Here is a 15,360-nt window from a genome sequence, read left to right as displayed (position 1 = left end):
ATTTTTAGTATCTTGTATAAACAATAACTATCGAAACCGATAGGTTAAAATAAGCTATATGAAACCTTTGGAATGTACCGGCGATCACGTAAAACTGAATGGGAAAATATACCCTTGTACGGTGAGCCTTACAATGGATCTGGTGGGGGGCAAATGGAAAGCTGTTATCCTGTATCATTTAAAAGATACTTCTAAGCGTTACAGTGAACTTCATAAAGAAATGCCGTCTATCACTGAAATGACTTTGAGTCTGCAATTAAAGCAACTTGAAAAAGATGGGTTAGTCATCAGAAAAGTATATGGCAAAAAACCACCTGTTAAAGTGGTTTATAGCCTGACTGATTTTGGAAAGAGTTTTGTTCCGGTTTTAGAGGCCATTACAACCTGGGGTAACAGGGTAGTGGAAACAAAAGGGGAGTTTGTGATGGTATCATAAATAACGTATATTCCGTTTTATTGATCGAACAGTATTACAATCAATTATCAGACCCTGATGTGTTTAATAATTAATTATAAAAGTTGCCTGCGGAATGTTTTAATTACTTTGTTTTGGAATAGTCGGTTAAGCCAAGTTTGTTTCCGAACGGATCATTAAACTCTACAGCCCAACCGGTCATGATTTCAAAAGGTTCGCTCAGAAATGTAATTCCTTTTTGTTTAAGTGCATCATATGCTTCCTGCACATTATTTACTGTAAACCAGATAGCCGGTTTTGCCTGCGGTAGATTACTCAGTATAATAGCGGGTTCATTATCACCTACTTTAAAAGCTGTCATGCCTTTGTCTGAAAAGTCGAACTTAGTTTCTAATCCGAGTTTATTTCTGTAAAAATCCTTCGCTTCTTCAAGATCTCCGGCCGGAAGAAAAAAATTATCGTAATTGTTTATAACACTCATTGTTATTAAGATTTGATTTGTGATAAGTCTACACCCAGTTTGGTAAATTCAGCTATTCCTTTATCGGTAATATAGAAATTTTTATCGCCGGCGGTTTCTTTAGCCAGCCATCCTTTCAGAACAAATTGTTCTAACAGCAGACTCCCTAGTTTTCCGCCAATGTGTTCATAGCAAAGTTTAGCTGGTTTTTTTTCAGATGAATAACTCATATGAGTGTATTTATATGTTATAAGCTATTTGATAAGAGTGCCTACTTCTACTGTATATTTTTAGGTTCTTCTATCAAAAGTAATAAAAGTAAAGAACGAAAGTATGAGATAAGTCATCATCTTGTATGAGTTCAGTCGCAAACAAAGATGGGTTAGCATGCTGAGCGTAATTATTGGGATGAGTGGTGCTGGTAATAATCTCTGGTTGATGTTAAAGTTTCATATTCCAAGAATATGCTTCTAAAAAGAATTACCACATTTCTATTACCTGACCGGCAGTTGAAATGTGGTAAAATCCAATACTTTATAAGAATTTATTTAATTCGGCTCAATAGCCGCTTTAAATTAGCTATCTATAAGGGTAACGGTTCCTGAAGTGGTTAGTCCTTCTACGCGAACCAGTACGCCCGAATCACAGATTTCTGTTATTTTGCTGCTATCATAGGTGTATTATTTATTATCTTCCAATTTCTATTATCCCGAACGCATATTATCAATGAATGAAAGATAAGATACTCACTTTCCAACGTCACTTGTGCAATAGCCATATTGTCTGATTGTTTTATGCTGTTTATGACCAGGCTCCTTGGGCTCCCTCCGAATCGCTTGGTACGGATGAGTTCGATATAGTCAGATTTTGAGAATACAAAAATCCCTTTCTCATCGAAAAACCCGTCCTGTATATTCTGAAAGCGGGGATGTAAGATACTTTCCAATGCTGCTACATCACGATTATCGCCAGCTTTTACAAATGCTGCGATTGCTTTTTCTGCCTGTTCCATTTTTATTTGTTTAAGATGTTCGTAAATAATTCTTTTTGATGATTTAGCTGTTGTTTGATATATTCTTTATCATCGGTTCCGTCCAATGAATAATAGTAAATCTCCCTAATGCCAATAAAGTTTAAAATCTGCTGCAGATGCATTTCCACCAGATTGGGTATATCTGCTTTGAAATTCCCCATAACGGAGAGAATGTATGTTTTTTTATTTTTCAGTAATCCGATTGCTTCGTCCTCGTCGTACCTGAAAGTTTTACCTGTGCGCAACACCAGGTCAAAATACGCTTTCAGCGAAGAGGGAATACCAAAATTATACATAGGCACTGTGATAAGGATTTCATCACACCCGAATAGTTCTGCGATCAACTGGTCAGATAATTTTAGGCGGTCTGAAGTATCCCCGGCAGTATAAAATTTCTCAAGTACTTCCTGTTCAAGATGAGGCACGTGGCAGGTGCCGACTTCCCGTATACTGATGCTTCCATGTGGATTCCGTTCTTTCCATGCCTGAACAAAATGGTCTCCCGCATTGCGGGAATAGGAGTTTTTTAAACGTAAGCTGCTGTCAATCCTTAATAATGTCTTCATCTTTTTTACTCTTTCTATGGAAGACAGGTTGAGTGCTAAATATGTGACAGCCTGGTAATATTTTTTAACTTATCCGGGTCTACAATGGAGTATATTTCCTGTATTAGTCCATCTGCGCTTAGTTGGAGGATATGACAGTTATGGAGCTTTTCATGTTCCCAAAAACAGATTGCAGGCTGATGATTGAAAAATTGAAAGGTAAATTCTTTTCCCATCAGAAAATGCTGCTGAACATAAACCAATAAAGTGGCTGTAGCGGTTTTTCCTATTTCCGAACCACTCACTATCTGCACTTTGGTACCTCCGTCTGCACTTAGTTTTATGTCGTTTACCAATAGGTTCTGCAATTCAACGATATCAGCCTGAGCCAATGCTTTCTGATACCTGGCCAGGGTCTCAAATGATTGACCCGAATGGGGGGTATAATTTGTGTATTTACCAGCTTTTAATTGTTTGTTGGCCCTGCTTAATAGCTGACGCGAATTTTCTATGCTTATCTCAAGCAGTTCGGCTATCTCCGCATGGGAATAATCAAAACCTTCTTTCAGTATGAATGCCGCTCTTTCTTTTGGTTTCAGGTACTCTAGCAGCACGAGCATGGTATAAGTGGCAGTTTCTTCTTTTATGAGTTTTGCATCGGCATTTTCAAACGAAACAGGTTCGGGGAGCCATTCGCCGAAAACTTCTTTTTTACTTTGGCGGGTTTTAAAATTTATGGCATGATTAATAGTACTTTTAATCAAAAAGTTGGATTCGTGGCGGATACCTGATTTATCCAATGTAATATATTTTTCAAGTACGTCCTGCACCAAATCTCTGGCATCTTCGTAAGAACCAACGATGTTATAGGCATAGGTCAGGAGTTTATTATAGTTCTTCTGCATTGGTTTCTAAATTTTTGTTGAAGTTTCTCGCTGTCGGGATGTGATGTCGGCAACATACGCATAAAAATACTTTACTCGTTCGCAAGATTCGCTTCTTCTGTTATTCATGCCAGGACGATTTTCCATCCTCAAATTTGACCCCGTTTGATTAAATAGCTATTCCACTTCCACCAACTACTTTTATCCCTTCAGGAAACTTTTTCCAAAAACGGATATATCTGTATTGAGCTTCAAAAGGCTCATTATTGTAATCTCCTTTTAACTTCATCTGCAATGTAATGACAGCCAGATCCTCTATGATATTCAGTTCTTCTACTTTGGGAATTATTTCTTTGACTTTTAAATTTCCCTCACGATAGGTTTGCAAATCCATTTCTTTATTTATTGCCTGACCGCCGGGAACTAAAAAAAGCAAATCAGCATGCAATAGCTTGTCGAGCACTTCCGTATCACTTTTTTTGATAGCTTGGTAAAGTGTGTTTTCGAGATTTAAAATTTCATCCTTTGTTATCATTGCTTAATCATTATTTGTGTTTACTAAGCTTCCTCTTATACCAGGTAATTTTTTGTTCCGGTTTAAACCCTCTGGCTTACTCCTCGACTACCTGATAGATACCCCTTTCCATAGTAATACCATGTTGTTCTAAAAAGGCGGGCATATTAATCCCTGCTTTTTGCATCGCCTCCCGTATCACAATTTTGGCATCGTCCATGCGCTGCCGGTTTGCCCAGGTGGCAACAGTAATGACCAGAAGGTCTCCACCATCGCCTGTCTGTTGAAAGATTTCATATTTTACAAAGCCGGTCTGCTGCCGAAGTGTATTCCTGATGAAAAGCGATTTTTCGGAATACGCCGCGATAGCTTTTTGGGGAATGCTGATTTTATCAATGACGGCGACCTGTTCTGTAACAGTGCGCTGTTCTCTGTTATTCTGTTCCATTTTGACTTGATTTTTATGTTGACCAAAAGTTTTTATCGCCATAAGGATAGGCATGATAAGGATGATGGTTTTTAATGTTTGTTTCATAAGTCCGGTATTTATTGTTTCCAGTTCAGGTTACCATTTTTGTCGAACATTTCGATGGACGGATTACCAAGGCTATCCACCTTTAGAATAATTCTTGGTATTTCGTTGTTGTCCTTTATTACCAAAGCCGCATTCCCGTTTTCTGTAAGCAGATTGATACGGTTGATGTTATGGCCTGGTTTACCGGAAAGGTCTTTGTCGTTAATCAGTAGACCGGCTCTGAAATAGTTGTCGTGTTTATTATCCTGTGCCAGGATACCGATAGCATCGGCATTCTGATAGTCAAAAGATAGAGCATTGAGGTTGGTTTCCTCGTTATCGGTAATGGCAATACCTCCTCTTTCGTCGCCGTTTTTATCATAGAAAATAAGACCTGCCGGTGCGTAAGCTCTTTTATAAATTTTGCCCGCAATAATGGGTTGCGGAATGTTGTCTGTGTTGGCAATAACTACGCGATTCTTTCCCGAAGCATCATTGATATTTATCCTTTCTATATTAAAGTTTCGCTTATTGTTTAAATAAAAGCAGACGACACAAGTCATCAAAACAACATTGGAAAGTACAAGGGCGGATAATAATATTCTTAGTGGTTTAGAAATGGTTTGCATAATTGGGTATAATTTTTTAGTTCATTATTCTTTTTATTCTACCGTTTTCCTGGTGCTGATTACAATCCTGTTCCATGCATTTATGGTAACAACTGCCATTATAATTTGTGCAATTTGATTTTTATCAAAAAGTTGTTCGGCCTGTTTGTACGTTTCATCGCTTAATCCGTTTTGGCTGATTAGGGTTACTTCCTCGGTGATGGCTAAAATTATTTTTTCTTCCTGGTTGAATAATTCAGTTTCTTTCCAGGCGTTGAGCAGGAAAATTCGCTGTGCAGTTTCACCCTGTTTTAATGCATCCGAAGTGTGCATGTTGATACAAAAAGCACAAGCGTTGATTTGTGATGCACGAATTTTAATCAGATAGAAATGTGTTTTGGAAAGCCCCGAATTTTGCAGGTAACTTTCCAAAGCAAACATTGCTTTGAATGCATCCGGTTCAAGCTGCTGTATATCAATTCTCTTTTCCATATTTAATTTATTCTTTTTAAGTTATTTAGCTTTTGAAAGTACCATCTTTATTGCCAAAAGTGTCAATATACATTGAATTTAAGCTGTGAGTTTTTTGGATATCAAATTGTCCAGTGAATATTTTCCGCTGCCCTGAATGATCAGTGCCAGGCATAAGCCGAGCATCAGTAAATGATATTCGAATCCTTCTCCTTCCTTATCGCCAAACCAGTTCATAAAAAAGCCATGCTCAAGATGCCCTCCCAATAAAATTATCCCGATAAAAAGACCTCCCATTGCGATCGCCCAAAAACGGGAGGCAAAGCCTATTATAATAAAAATAGGTGCAAAGAACTCTATTAATATAACTAATAGCCCCACCATCCACGGCTGTCCCATCTGTTGCAAACCCTCCAAAGTTTGGGTAAAACCAAACCCTCCAAACCAGCCCAGCATTGCCCGCGCTCCGTGTGGAAACATAACGATGCTTATTGTAAGGCGAATGATTAAACCTGTATAATCATTGTGTGTACTAAAAAAATTCTGTTTCATTATTTCCTTCATTATTTGATGATATAATTATTCAAAATACTTTTCTCACAAAAAGTCCAAAGTTGCTGTAGTTTGTGGCAAAACGCCCGTACTGGTCAAAATTTGCGGCCATTCCAAACTGTATGCCGCCGGTATCTATCCCTGCCCTTGCATATTGGTAGCTCCTGCTATGTTCGTTCCTGTTCCATGTGGTCATATACTGAAATCGGGCATATAGGTTTATAGGTCTGTTTATGGCTCCCTTATATTCAATAAAGCCCATAAGTTCGAGATTGGGGTCAGACCATATATCCATCCTCGGATAAGCCAGCACAGATGTTGTTTTCCCTTTATGGAAATACTGGAAAAATACAGATGGTCTTACCCGGTTTACGGGAGTGAAGATGGTGCCAATTCCTGATGTCCATCGGTTGCCCATCGCATAGGAAAGGTAAGACTGGCTCATAATTTCATTTCCACGGTTTTTATCATAGGGTATAAGAACCGACGAGGTGTGAAAGAATCCGAGTGATTTTTCCGGATTGAACCTTGTAGCGAATGAATGCTGATAATAGTACCCGGAATGTCCCGCACTGATTTCAATTGGTATCTGCGCGCGGCTATGCAAGTGCCACATGCTAAAAAACAAGCAGGCCAGCAAGTGTTTTATTATCGTTGTTTCTTTCATCGTTCCTTTCAGATTTCAGTTTTTTGTTTAAGCTGTGCCGAAGAATGGTTACAACCAACCACTGTTTAACATGGACACATCAGGTGCTGAAAACGTGACAATATATTTAGGGTATTTTTCTTTCGTAAATGATATGTTTTGTCTTTTCGTAATGAAAGAAACAGTGATATGCTGTGAAGAGGGCATTTGTTTGTGATAGCATTTACCATCCTGATAAAACATCGTATCTAAACTTCATTGTACGTTTTATGTAATACCCTACGAAGATATGGAGAGGAGTGGCCGTCAATACTGTAAGTATGGCGGTAAAAAATGTAGTTTTTTCTGTTTTTGATTTAGAACGCTCGATCAGGTAGGATTTTCAACCGTATTTTTGAACTCAGTGGGGAGCTGACCGTCGTAGCTTCTGAATGCACGTGAAAAATGAGAAGTGTCTGTGTAGCCAAGTTGAAACGATACCTCCTTAACAGACATATTCCAAAAGCTCAACAGGTACTTTGCCTCCTGCATGATATGAAATTCAATCCATTTTTTTGCCGAAAGACCAGTATATTCAACTAATATTTCACTCAGGTATTTTGGCGATATATGCAACTGTTCCGCATAAAAAGCAACATCTTTATACTCGGAGAAATTCTTTGAAACTAATTCTCTAAACTTTACAACGGTATGTTCTTTACCGTTGAGTTCCTTTTTATTGCCCCGGTGCAGATTCCAGAAATATTTCTGTGAAATAATCAGGATTGAATATAGTATTCCCGATACAGCTTCGGGCCTATCAGCGATAGTTCGAAGCGTACTGAAAAGCTGTTGCATTTCTTCAAATTGTGTGTCGGAGAGTTGTATTACACTCTTTTCATCGGGGCAAAAAAATTCAAGGGAATAGAAGAATGACCTGCTGAAATTATTTACAAAAATATCATCATAAAAAAACAGCGTGTCATTTGAGGGGAAGCTGGTATTGAGCCATTGGCAGGTCATTCCGGGGCCAATCGTCAACAGGCTTCCACGTGTTAAATCATAATCGGTAGTGCCTATTCTGATGCGGGCTCCTTCACCATAATACAGACCGATAGTATAAAAGTAGTTTTTAAAAGGGTGGGTGATTTTCAAGTCTTCCAGACACGTTTTTGATGCCAAATAATAAGGTGCCATATTGCCATCATTTTTTTGAGACCTTAAATATCTGAGCAAATCAAAGTTATCTGGTTTTTTTTGTATCATAAGGAAGATGTATAAAAATTAGTATAGTCCAAGGAATGCTTCTCCGTCAAAGTTGAAAAATGATAATTATGAAATGTAAATTTTTTTATATCAAACCTATTATATCCAGGAAATACTAAAATACGTAATTATTATTACTTGAAAATGAAAGGATATTTATAGTTGCTGCAGATGAATATCTATAATAAATAAGGAGCAGCTATTACTTATTTATTCCTTATTATGACGAATACAACCTGTTTGTGAAATGCAGATGTGTTGGCATGCTGAACGTAACTATTGGGATGAGCAGTGCTGGTGATAATTTCTGGTTGGTGTTAGAGTTCCATATTTTAAGAATATGTTTCTAAAAAGAATTACCACATTTCTATTATCTGACCAGCAGTTGAAATGTGGTAAAATTCAATATTTTGATAAGAATTTATTTAATTCGGCTCAATAGCAGCTTTAAATTGGCCCTCTGTAAGGGTAACGGTTCCTAAAGTGGTTAGTCCTTCTACGCGAACCAGTACGCCCGAAAAGGAACCTTCTGCCGATCCGTTGTCAATTTTGTCTATTTTGAGACTAAACGCATCTTCCCGGGCTGCTGTACCTCTTGTTGCGGCATGGTTTAACTGAGCATTGTTATTAATGGTGGTATGAGTAGAAAGGATGGTAAATGCTGAGCCATCATCCAGGCTGTATTGCCCTGCCGGAACTCTTGTAGTTTCTGACATGACCGTGATGGTAACCCATTCACTTCCGTTTTCGGAAGCTGTTATTTCAAGAAAATTGCCGGCTTCTATCCAACGTGCCCTTACATCCGGAAAGTTTTTTTCACGTCCGTCAATTTTAACTTTCAGATAGTTTTCTTTAACGCTACCGTTCACTTTATCATCCTTACTGCATGCTGTTGCAAGAACGATGAGCAACAGAGCGATCATTTTCGATACGATTTTATTTTTCATATGTATCACTGATATTTTATTGTTAAGCCATACTCTAAAATCATACCGAAATTATTTGAGAATAGCAGTAATTCATAGTAGATGCTCTTATATATACCAACTGCTGTAAATATCATTTTTTACAGACTGAATCAGGTAATGGAAAAAGAGGGATACTTTAGCTGAATGAGATTGATTGATACGGGAGACTTTTAATGATAGTGTAGGTAGCATACTTACTAACGAAAAAAGGCGCTATATTAGCGCCTTTTCAGTGATCCCGCTGGGACTCGAACCCAGGGCCCATACATTAAAAGTGTATTGCTCTACCAACTGAGCTACGGAATCATCCGCTTTGAGCTGTATAATTAGCTCGTTTGGGAGTGCAAAAGTAGAAAAAAAAATATAATCACCAAAAAAAAGATGATTTTTTTTCAAAAAGAGTTCAATATTAATCATCTATGAGCATCCGGTATTCCCAAAACCGATAAATGTGAATATCTCTTTTGCTACAGGATAGGGTTATTCACATTTTGCCCGTTCTTTGGGCACCACCTGACTATTCTCACCTTTTCTATTCAAGAATCCTTCCTACTTTTAGTAAACCCATTTTCATCAACCACTTTGTCAATGTATGAAGGATAAAACCGCCGTTCAATTGCTCAAAACTCCTGAGGAAAAACCTACCGCAACTCAGCTGCAAACTATACTTACCAAAAGTCTTTATAAGTTGCCCGGTGACATGAGTCAACTTTTTGCCGATCATTCCCTCACTATGGAATGGCGATTCTACAAAGACGGTAATGCCTGGCTGGGTAAGGTAACCCATAAAAGGAAAACAGTACTATGGCTGTCTGTCTGGGATCAGTTTATCAAAACCAGCTTTTACTTCACCGAAAAGACGCGTCAGGGTATAAATGACCTGGCCATCAACGCCGGTGTGAAAAAAAGCTTTTCCCATGCCAAACCAATCGGTAAACTCATACCTTTGATCATAAACCTGGCTACACCCAGGCAGTTGAATAAACTGCAACAGGTAATTAAATACAAACTGGTTAACAGTTGATTTTCGAGATAATTTGTTTTTATGGTATACATTTCAATTTTAAGAGGCATCAATGTGAGTGGTCAGAAACTGATCAAAATGGACGCTTTACGAGCCCTGTATGAAAACCTCGGGTTTAAAGATGTTACTACCTACGTTCAGAGTGGTAACGTGGTTTTTAATACTAAAACAACAGATGTTCTAAAGCTGGAAAAAAAAATCGCTGCACAAATCAATACGGAATTCGGTTACGAAGTACCCGTACTGGTATTAACCATCGATCAATTGAAAAAAGTGATTCAAAACAATCCGTTCTTAAAAGATAAGCAGAAAGATGTTGCTTTTTTTCATGTTACCTTTTTATCACAGCCTCCTATAAAGAATCAACTGACAGCTATTGAAGAGAAAAAAACAGCCGGTGAGGCAATTACGTTGGTGGATACAGTCATCTATCTGTATTGTCCTAACGGATACGGCAAAACCAAACTGACCAATAATTTTATCGAAACGAAGCTCAAGGTAGATGCTACTACCCGTAACTGGAAAACTGTTAATGAACTATACAAGATGGCTGTTAATGAATAGTTTGAATTCTTTCCCGGGCAAAATAAGCGTTACAGGCACTTTTGAACAGTATATCCGGCCAGATTTGCAATAATGTATCAAAAATAGTTTGTAATTATATTGTAATCTTACACTTTGCAATATTGTTGCACTGCTTATTGTTTTATTTTTGTTATACATGAAATGGCTGGTGACTATATTTTCTTTTTACCTGGTGGCGTTGTTAATTGCTCCCTGCAGCGATGCGGAAAACAATTGCGACAATCTCGCGGGTATCCCTCTTTCCGGCCAGCTGAAAGACCACGCGCACAATCAGGACAAAGATGATCTTTGCAGTCCTTTCTGCAATTGTGTTTGCTGCAGTGTGAATGTAAGAAGTATTGACTTTACCATTACCCGTATCCACACACCCGTTCTGCCTTTTATCGCTCTCAATGATATATTAAGCGATTCTGCACTTGTTTCCAACTACTACGGAAATATCTGGCAACCGCCACGATTCAATGCTTAACATTTTTGATGGTATACTGCTGTGTTGTATTTAACAATATGACCCGCTATGCGTATGCCTTTTCTAATTGCCTCCGGGCATACTTGTTAATCATTAATTGATGAATTGTGTTAGACAGAATTATTAAGTTCAGTATTCAAAACAAAATCATCATCGGATTGATGACTTTGTTATTGATCATCTGGGGCATATGGAGTGCTGCCAGATTACCCATCGATGCCGTTCCGGATATTACGAATAACCAGGTACAGATTTTTACGAGTTGTCCTACTTTAGCCGCACAGGAAGTGGAACAACTCATCACTTTCCCCATTGAGCAAAGTATTGCCAATGTACCCGGTGTGGAGGAAATCCGTAGTATCTCACGGTTCGGCTTATCTGTGATTACGGTTGTTTTTAAAGAAGAAACAGATATCTACTTTGCCCGTCAGTTAATCGGAGAAAAACTGAAAGAGGCAGAAAAATCCATTCCTCCCGGCATCGGCTCACCCGAACTGGCACCTGTCAGTACCGGATTGGGAGAAGTGTATCAGTATATCATCCACCCTAAAAAAGGAAGTGAATCGAAGTATAATGCGAAAGATTTACGTACGCTGCAAGACTGGATTGTTTCGCGCCAACTTTACGGAACACCCGGTATTGCAGAAGTAAATAGTTTCGGGGGGGAGTTAAAACAATATGAAGTAGCGGTTAATCCTGAACGTTTACGGGCCATGGGAGTCAGTATTCCTGAAATATTCACCGCGCTGGAAAGAAATAATGAAAATACCGGTGGCGCTTATATCGATAAAAAACCGAATGCTTATTTTATCAGAGGTGTCGGGCTGGCTAAAACATTAGACGATGTAAGAAGTATTGCCGTAAAAACGACCGGCACCGTTCCTGTGTATGTAAAAGATGTGGCAGAAGTTCGGTTTGGCCATGCCGTACGCTACGGAGCCCTCACTTACAATGGTGAGGTGGATGCTGTGGGTGGTGTAGTGATGATGCTGAAAGGCGAAAACAGCAATGAAGTAGTAAAGCGCATCAAAGAAAAACTGCCCACCATACAAAAATCATTGCCCGACGATATTGTTATAGAACCTTATCTCGATCGTACCGATCTCGTAAGCCGTGCGATCAGGACTGTTCAGAAAAACCTGATCGAAGGCGCATTGATTGTAATTTTTGTATTGGTAGTATTTCTGGGAAACTTAAGAGCCGGATTGATTGTAGCATCTGCCATTCCGTTGTCATTGTTGTTTGCCCTGGGTATGATGAATGTATTCGGAGTAAGTGCCAACCTGATGAGTTTGGGTGCGATTGATTTCGGATTAATAGTAGACGGTGCCGTTATTGTTGTTGAAGCTACCTTGCATCATTTAGGTCTTCGAAAATCAATGAAAAAACTGACGCAACCTGAAATGGATCTGGAAGTATATCAGTCTGCCTCCAAAATACGTACGAGTGCAGCTTTCGGAGAAATTATCATTCTGATTGTATACATTCCCATTCTGACACTCGTAGGTGTAGAAGGAAAGATGTTTACGCCAATGGCTAAAACTGTTGCCTTTGCCATTCTGGGTGCATTGATTTTATCGATGACCTATATCCCGATGATGTGTGCGCTGTTTCTGCCAAAACAACAAAAACAAAAGCAGACATTCAGCGACCGCATGATGCAACAGTTGCAAAAAATATATCAACCGCTTTTAGCAAAAGCCGTTCGTTTTAAATACTGGATTGTATCGCTCACCATTGCTGCTTTTGCCATCTGTGTATTGTTATTCAAAAATATGGGCGGAGAGTTTATTCCTCAATTACAGGAAGGCGATTTTGCTTTTCACTGTATTCTTCCCCAGGGTAGCTCGCTGAGCCAGAGTCTTGAAACTTCGATGCAGGCATCACGTATTATCAAAGAATTTGATGAAGTGAAAATGGTGGTAGGTAAAACCGGAGCTGCTGAAGTGCCTACCGACCCGATGCCTCCGGAAGCCACCGACTTAATGGTAATTTTAAAGCCTAAAAAAGAATGGAAATCCGGCAGAAGCTATAACGAACTCGGTGATGCCATTATGGAAAAGCTGGAAGTTATACCAGGCGTTTTCTTTGAAAAAAATCAACCGATTCAAATGCGTTTTAATGAACTGATGACAGGTATCCGGCAAGATGTAGCAGTGAAAATTTTCGGAGAAAACATGGATACGCTACAGGCTTATGCCAATCAGGTGGCGGAAGTCATTCAGTCGGTAGAAGGTACTACTGCTCCGCAAATTGAACGGGTGAGCGGTCTGCCGCAAATTAATATTGATTATGACCGTTCAAGAATCGCGAATTACGGATTAACCATTAAAGAAGTAAATGATATTGTCAGCACTGCTTTTGCCGGCAAAAGTGCAGGTATGATTTATGAAAACGAACGTCGGTTCGATCTGGTGGTACGTCTGGATAGCGCACACCGCGGAAGCATTGATGATGTCAGTAACCTGATGATTCCTACTAATACCAATATACAGATTCCTTTATCACAGGTAGCAAAAGTAAGTTATCAGTTAGGCCCGGCGCAAATCAGTCGTGAAGCCGGCAAAAGAAGAATTGTTATCGGGTTTAATGTGGCCGGCCGTGATGTTCAGTCGGTGGTAGAAGATATTCAGACAACATTGTCTGAAAAAGTAGGCCTGCCTCCGGGTTATTACTTCACTTATGGCGGACAATTTGAAAACCTGAAAGAAGCATCTAACCGGTTAATGATTGCCGTTCCTGTTTCATTATTACTGATATTTATTTTGTTGTACCTGACCTTTCATTCTGTGAAACAGGCAGTGCTGATTTTTACCGCTATTCCTATGAGTGCAATTGGTGGCATACTGGCTCTTTTATTACGTGGAATGCCGTTCAGTATCAGTGCCGGTATCGGCTTTATCGCTCTTTTCGGGGTGGCAGTACTCAATGGAATTGTATTGATCGGAACTTTTAATCAATTAAAAAAAGAAGGAATGACAGATGTTTGGAAAAGAGTAAAAGAAGGTACTTCTATTCGTTTACGGCCGGTATTGATGACTGCTACTGTAGCATCACTCGGTTTTTTACCAATGGCTATCAGTACCAGTGCCGGTGCTGAAGTTCAAAAACCTTTGGCTACGGTGGTAATCGGAGGTTTGGTTACCGCCACTTTCTTAACCTTATTTGTATTGCCTTTACTATATATTATTTTCAATACTAGAACTACTCCCAAAGTAAAAACAGGTGGTAAAACGCTGTTGCTGTTATTGGTTTTTGTTGGGGTGGGAGGTACTACCGCGATGGCTCAGAAAAGAATAACGATCGATACCGCTGTAAATATAGCATTAAGGAATAACCTGCAGTTTAATATTAATGATGCGGAGATTAAGTCGGCCGATTATAATATAAAAACCGCCAATGATATTCCTAAAAGCGGGGTATTTGTTGAAAATGAAGATTACAGGCCTTCTGATAAAATTGGCATTATGAAAATAGGAATTTCACAAAGCATTGCCTGGCCGGGTTTGTATACAGCCCGTAAAAAATACTTTCAGGAACAACTGAAGTATAATAAACTGAATTCGGAAGTATTGAATACAGTCATTACCAGAGATGTCAGAACTGCCTATTATCAATTGTGGTACCTGCAGGATAAGAAAGCATTGTACCGTCAGCTGGATAGTGTTTATACGAATTTACTCACCACTACCGAATTGCGTTTAAAAACGGGCGATATAGCTGCGCTTGATAAAATTGCGGCAGAGGCAAAATTAAGAGAGTTACAGGCGCTGATGATTCAGAATGATCAGGAAATGGTTATTCAACAACAACAATTGATGTTGTTACTGAATCAAAATGAATGGTTATTACCGGTAGAAAGTAGCCTGGTGAAATTACCCCTCCATTTAGCGGAAGGAGAAAATATCCATCCGGTATTGACGATTCAGCAACAGAATGTAAATATTGCCGCTTCTTATATCGATGTGCAGCGAAGTACTAATAAGCCCGAATTTTCGGGAAGGTTTTTCAGTCAGCGGTTATGGGGTAAAACAGACCCTTTTACAGGATTTTCGGTAACAGCAGCATTTCCTTTGTTTGGAATGAAAGCTTATAAAAATAAGGTCAGCGTTGCAAATGCGGAGAAAGAGGTACAGGAGGAGATATTAGCGTATCAGACGCAGGTGCTGCAAACGCAAAGAGCAACTACCATTGCCGAATTAGAAAAGAATATGGCCTTGCTGAACTTTTATGAATCTTCAGGTTTGCAACAAGCCGGTGAAATTATAAAAGCCGCCTCACTCAGTTATAAAACCGGTGCTATTGGCTTTGCCGAATTAAGCCAGTTTTTTAGTCAGGCAATTGGTATCCGTCAAAGTTATTTAGAAGTGCTGAACTTGTACAACCAGTCGGCCATTCAACTCAATTACATTAATAACAAATAATTT

18 protein-coding genes and 1 tRNA gene are annotated in these 15,360 nt (G+C 39.1%); 5 read left to right on the top strand and 14 right to left on the bottom strand.

Going from position 1 to position 15,360, the window contains the following annotated elements; translation table 11 throughout:
- Window positions 1–58 precede the first annotated feature (58 nt).
- Window positions 59–436 carry a winged helix-turn-helix transcriptional regulator gene (locus D9O48_RS17710; RefSeq protein ID WP_126974331.1) on the top strand — a complete coding sequence of 126 codons (378 nt, stop codon included), beginning with the start codon at window positions 59–61 and terminating at the stop codon, window positions 434–436.
- 103 nt (window positions 437–539) lie between these two features.
- On the opposite strand, the gene D9O48_RS17705 is transcribed toward D9O48_RS17710, so the two are convergent.
- The 14 genes from D9O48_RS17705 to D9O48_RS17640 all read right to left on the bottom strand — a co-directional run bounded on the left by D9O48_RS17705 (window position 540) and on the right by D9O48_RS17640 (window position 9,161).
- Window positions 540–896: a VOC family protein gene (locus D9O48_RS17705; protein WP_233589274.1), complete on the bottom strand. Its 357-nt coding sequence runs from the start codon at window positions 894–896 to the stop codon at window positions 540–542.
- A gap of 5 nt (window positions 897–901) precedes the next feature.
- Window positions 902–1,105: an ArsR family transcriptional regulator gene (locus D9O48_RS17700; RefSeq protein ID WP_126974330.1), complete on the bottom strand. Its 204-nt coding sequence runs from the start codon at window positions 1,103–1,105 to the stop codon at window positions 902–904.
- Between the two features lie 425 nt (window positions 1,106–1,530).
- Window positions 1,531–1,887 (bottom strand): nuclear transport factor 2 family protein, encoded by a 357-nt coding sequence (locus D9O48_RS17695; protein ID WP_126974329.1) that lies wholly within the window; start codon window positions 1,885–1,887, stop codon window positions 1,531–1,533.
- 2 nt (window positions 1,888–1,889) lie between these two features.
- A complete protein-coding gene (locus tag D9O48_RS17690) occupies window positions 1,890–2,474 on the bottom strand; it encodes an FMN-dependent NADH-azoreductase (protein WP_126974328.1) in 585 nt (194 codons plus the stop codon).
- Window positions 2,475–2,509: 35 nt separating this feature from the next.
- Window positions 2,510–3,358 (bottom strand): sigma-70 family RNA polymerase sigma factor, encoded by an 849-nt coding sequence (locus D9O48_RS17685; protein ID WP_126974327.1) that lies wholly within the window; start codon window positions 3,356–3,358, stop codon window positions 2,510–2,512.
- A gap of 148 nt (window positions 3,359–3,506) precedes the next feature.
- The gene (locus tag D9O48_RS17680; protein WP_126974326.1) at window positions 3,507–3,872 is read right to left on the bottom strand and encodes a nuclear transport factor 2 family protein; all 366 of its coding nucleotides are present in this window, start codon (window positions 3,870–3,872) and stop codon (window positions 3,507–3,509) included.
- A gap of 76 nt (window positions 3,873–3,948) precedes the next feature.
- Window positions 3,949–4,386, bottom strand: a complete 438-nt coding sequence (locus D9O48_RS17675) for an antibiotic biosynthesis monooxygenase family protein (RefSeq protein WP_126974325.1) — start codon at window positions 4,384–4,386, stop codon at window positions 3,949–3,951.
- An 11-nt stretch (window positions 4,387–4,397) separates the two neighbouring features.
- The gene (locus tag D9O48_RS17670; RefSeq protein ID WP_126974324.1) at window positions 4,398–4,994 is read right to left on the bottom strand and encodes a hypothetical protein; all 597 of its coding nucleotides are present in this window, start codon (window positions 4,992–4,994) and stop codon (window positions 4,398–4,400) included.
- Between the two features lie 33 nt (window positions 4,995–5,027).
- A complete protein-coding gene (locus tag D9O48_RS17665) occupies window positions 5,028–5,465 on the bottom strand; it encodes a carboxymuconolactone decarboxylase family protein (RefSeq protein WP_126974323.1) in 438 nt (145 codons plus the stop codon).
- 78 nt (window positions 5,466–5,543) lie between these two features.
- The gene (locus D9O48_RS17660; protein ID WP_126974322.1) at window positions 5,544–5,996 is read right to left on the bottom strand and encodes a DoxX family protein; all 453 of its coding nucleotides are present in this window, start codon (window positions 5,994–5,996) and stop codon (window positions 5,544–5,546) included.
- A gap of 31 nt (window positions 5,997–6,027) precedes the next feature.
- Complete coding sequence (locus D9O48_RS17655) at window positions 6,028–6,612, bottom strand: hypothetical protein (RefSeq protein ID WP_126974321.1); 585 nt, start codon at window positions 6,610–6,612, stop codon at window positions 6,028–6,030.
- A gap of 399 nt (window positions 6,613–7,011) precedes the next feature.
- The gene (locus tag D9O48_RS17650) at window positions 7,012–7,818 is read right to left on the bottom strand and encodes a helix-turn-helix domain-containing protein (protein WP_158624933.1); all 807 of its coding nucleotides are present in this window, start codon (window positions 7,816–7,818) and stop codon (window positions 7,012–7,014) included.
- Between the two features lie 494 nt (window positions 7,819–8,312).
- Complete coding sequence (locus tag D9O48_RS17645) at window positions 8,313–8,834, bottom strand: hypothetical protein (protein WP_126974319.1); 522 nt, start codon at window positions 8,832–8,834, stop codon at window positions 8,313–8,315.
- Between the two features lie 254 nt (window positions 8,835–9,088).
- Window positions 9,089–9,161, bottom strand: a tRNA-Lys gene (locus tag D9O48_RS17640).
- A gap of 286 nt (window positions 9,162–9,447) precedes the next feature.
- On the opposite strand from D9O48_RS17640, the gene D9O48_RS17635 reads away from it, so the two are divergent.
- The 4 genes from D9O48_RS17635 to D9O48_RS17620 all read left to right on the top strand — a co-directional run bounded on the left by D9O48_RS17635 (window position 9,448) and on the right by D9O48_RS17620 (window position 15,357).
- On the top strand, window positions 9,448–9,879 hold the full coding sequence (locus tag D9O48_RS17635) for a DUF3788 family protein (protein WP_126974318.1): 432 nt from the start codon (window positions 9,448–9,450) through the stop codon (window positions 9,877–9,879).
- A gap of 21 nt (window positions 9,880–9,900) precedes the next feature.
- Window positions 9,901–10,443: a DUF1697 domain-containing protein gene (locus D9O48_RS17630; RefSeq protein ID WP_126974317.1), complete on the top strand. Its 543-nt coding sequence runs from the start codon at window positions 9,901–9,903 to the stop codon at window positions 10,441–10,443.
- A 157-nt stretch (window positions 10,444–10,600) separates the two neighbouring features.
- A complete protein-coding gene (locus D9O48_RS17625; RefSeq protein ID WP_126974316.1) occupies window positions 10,601–10,933 on the top strand; it encodes a DUF6660 family protein in 333 nt (110 codons plus the stop codon).
- A 107-nt stretch (window positions 10,934–11,040) separates the two neighbouring features.
- A complete protein-coding gene (locus tag D9O48_RS17620; protein ID WP_126974315.1) occupies window positions 11,041–15,357 on the top strand; it encodes a CusA/CzcA family heavy metal efflux RND transporter in 4,317 nt (1,438 codons plus the stop codon).
- The last annotated feature ends 3 nt before the right edge of the window (window positions 15,358–15,360 follow it).

The organism is Gynurincola endophyticus (assembly GCF_003991195.1).
GTDB classification, from domain to species: domain Bacteria; phylum Bacteroidota; class Bacteroidia; order Chitinophagales; family Chitinophagaceae; genus Gynurincola; species Gynurincola endophyticus.
The sequence above is the reverse complement of the archived record's forward strand: the minus strand, read 5'-3'. Positions and strand labels throughout refer to the sequence as shown.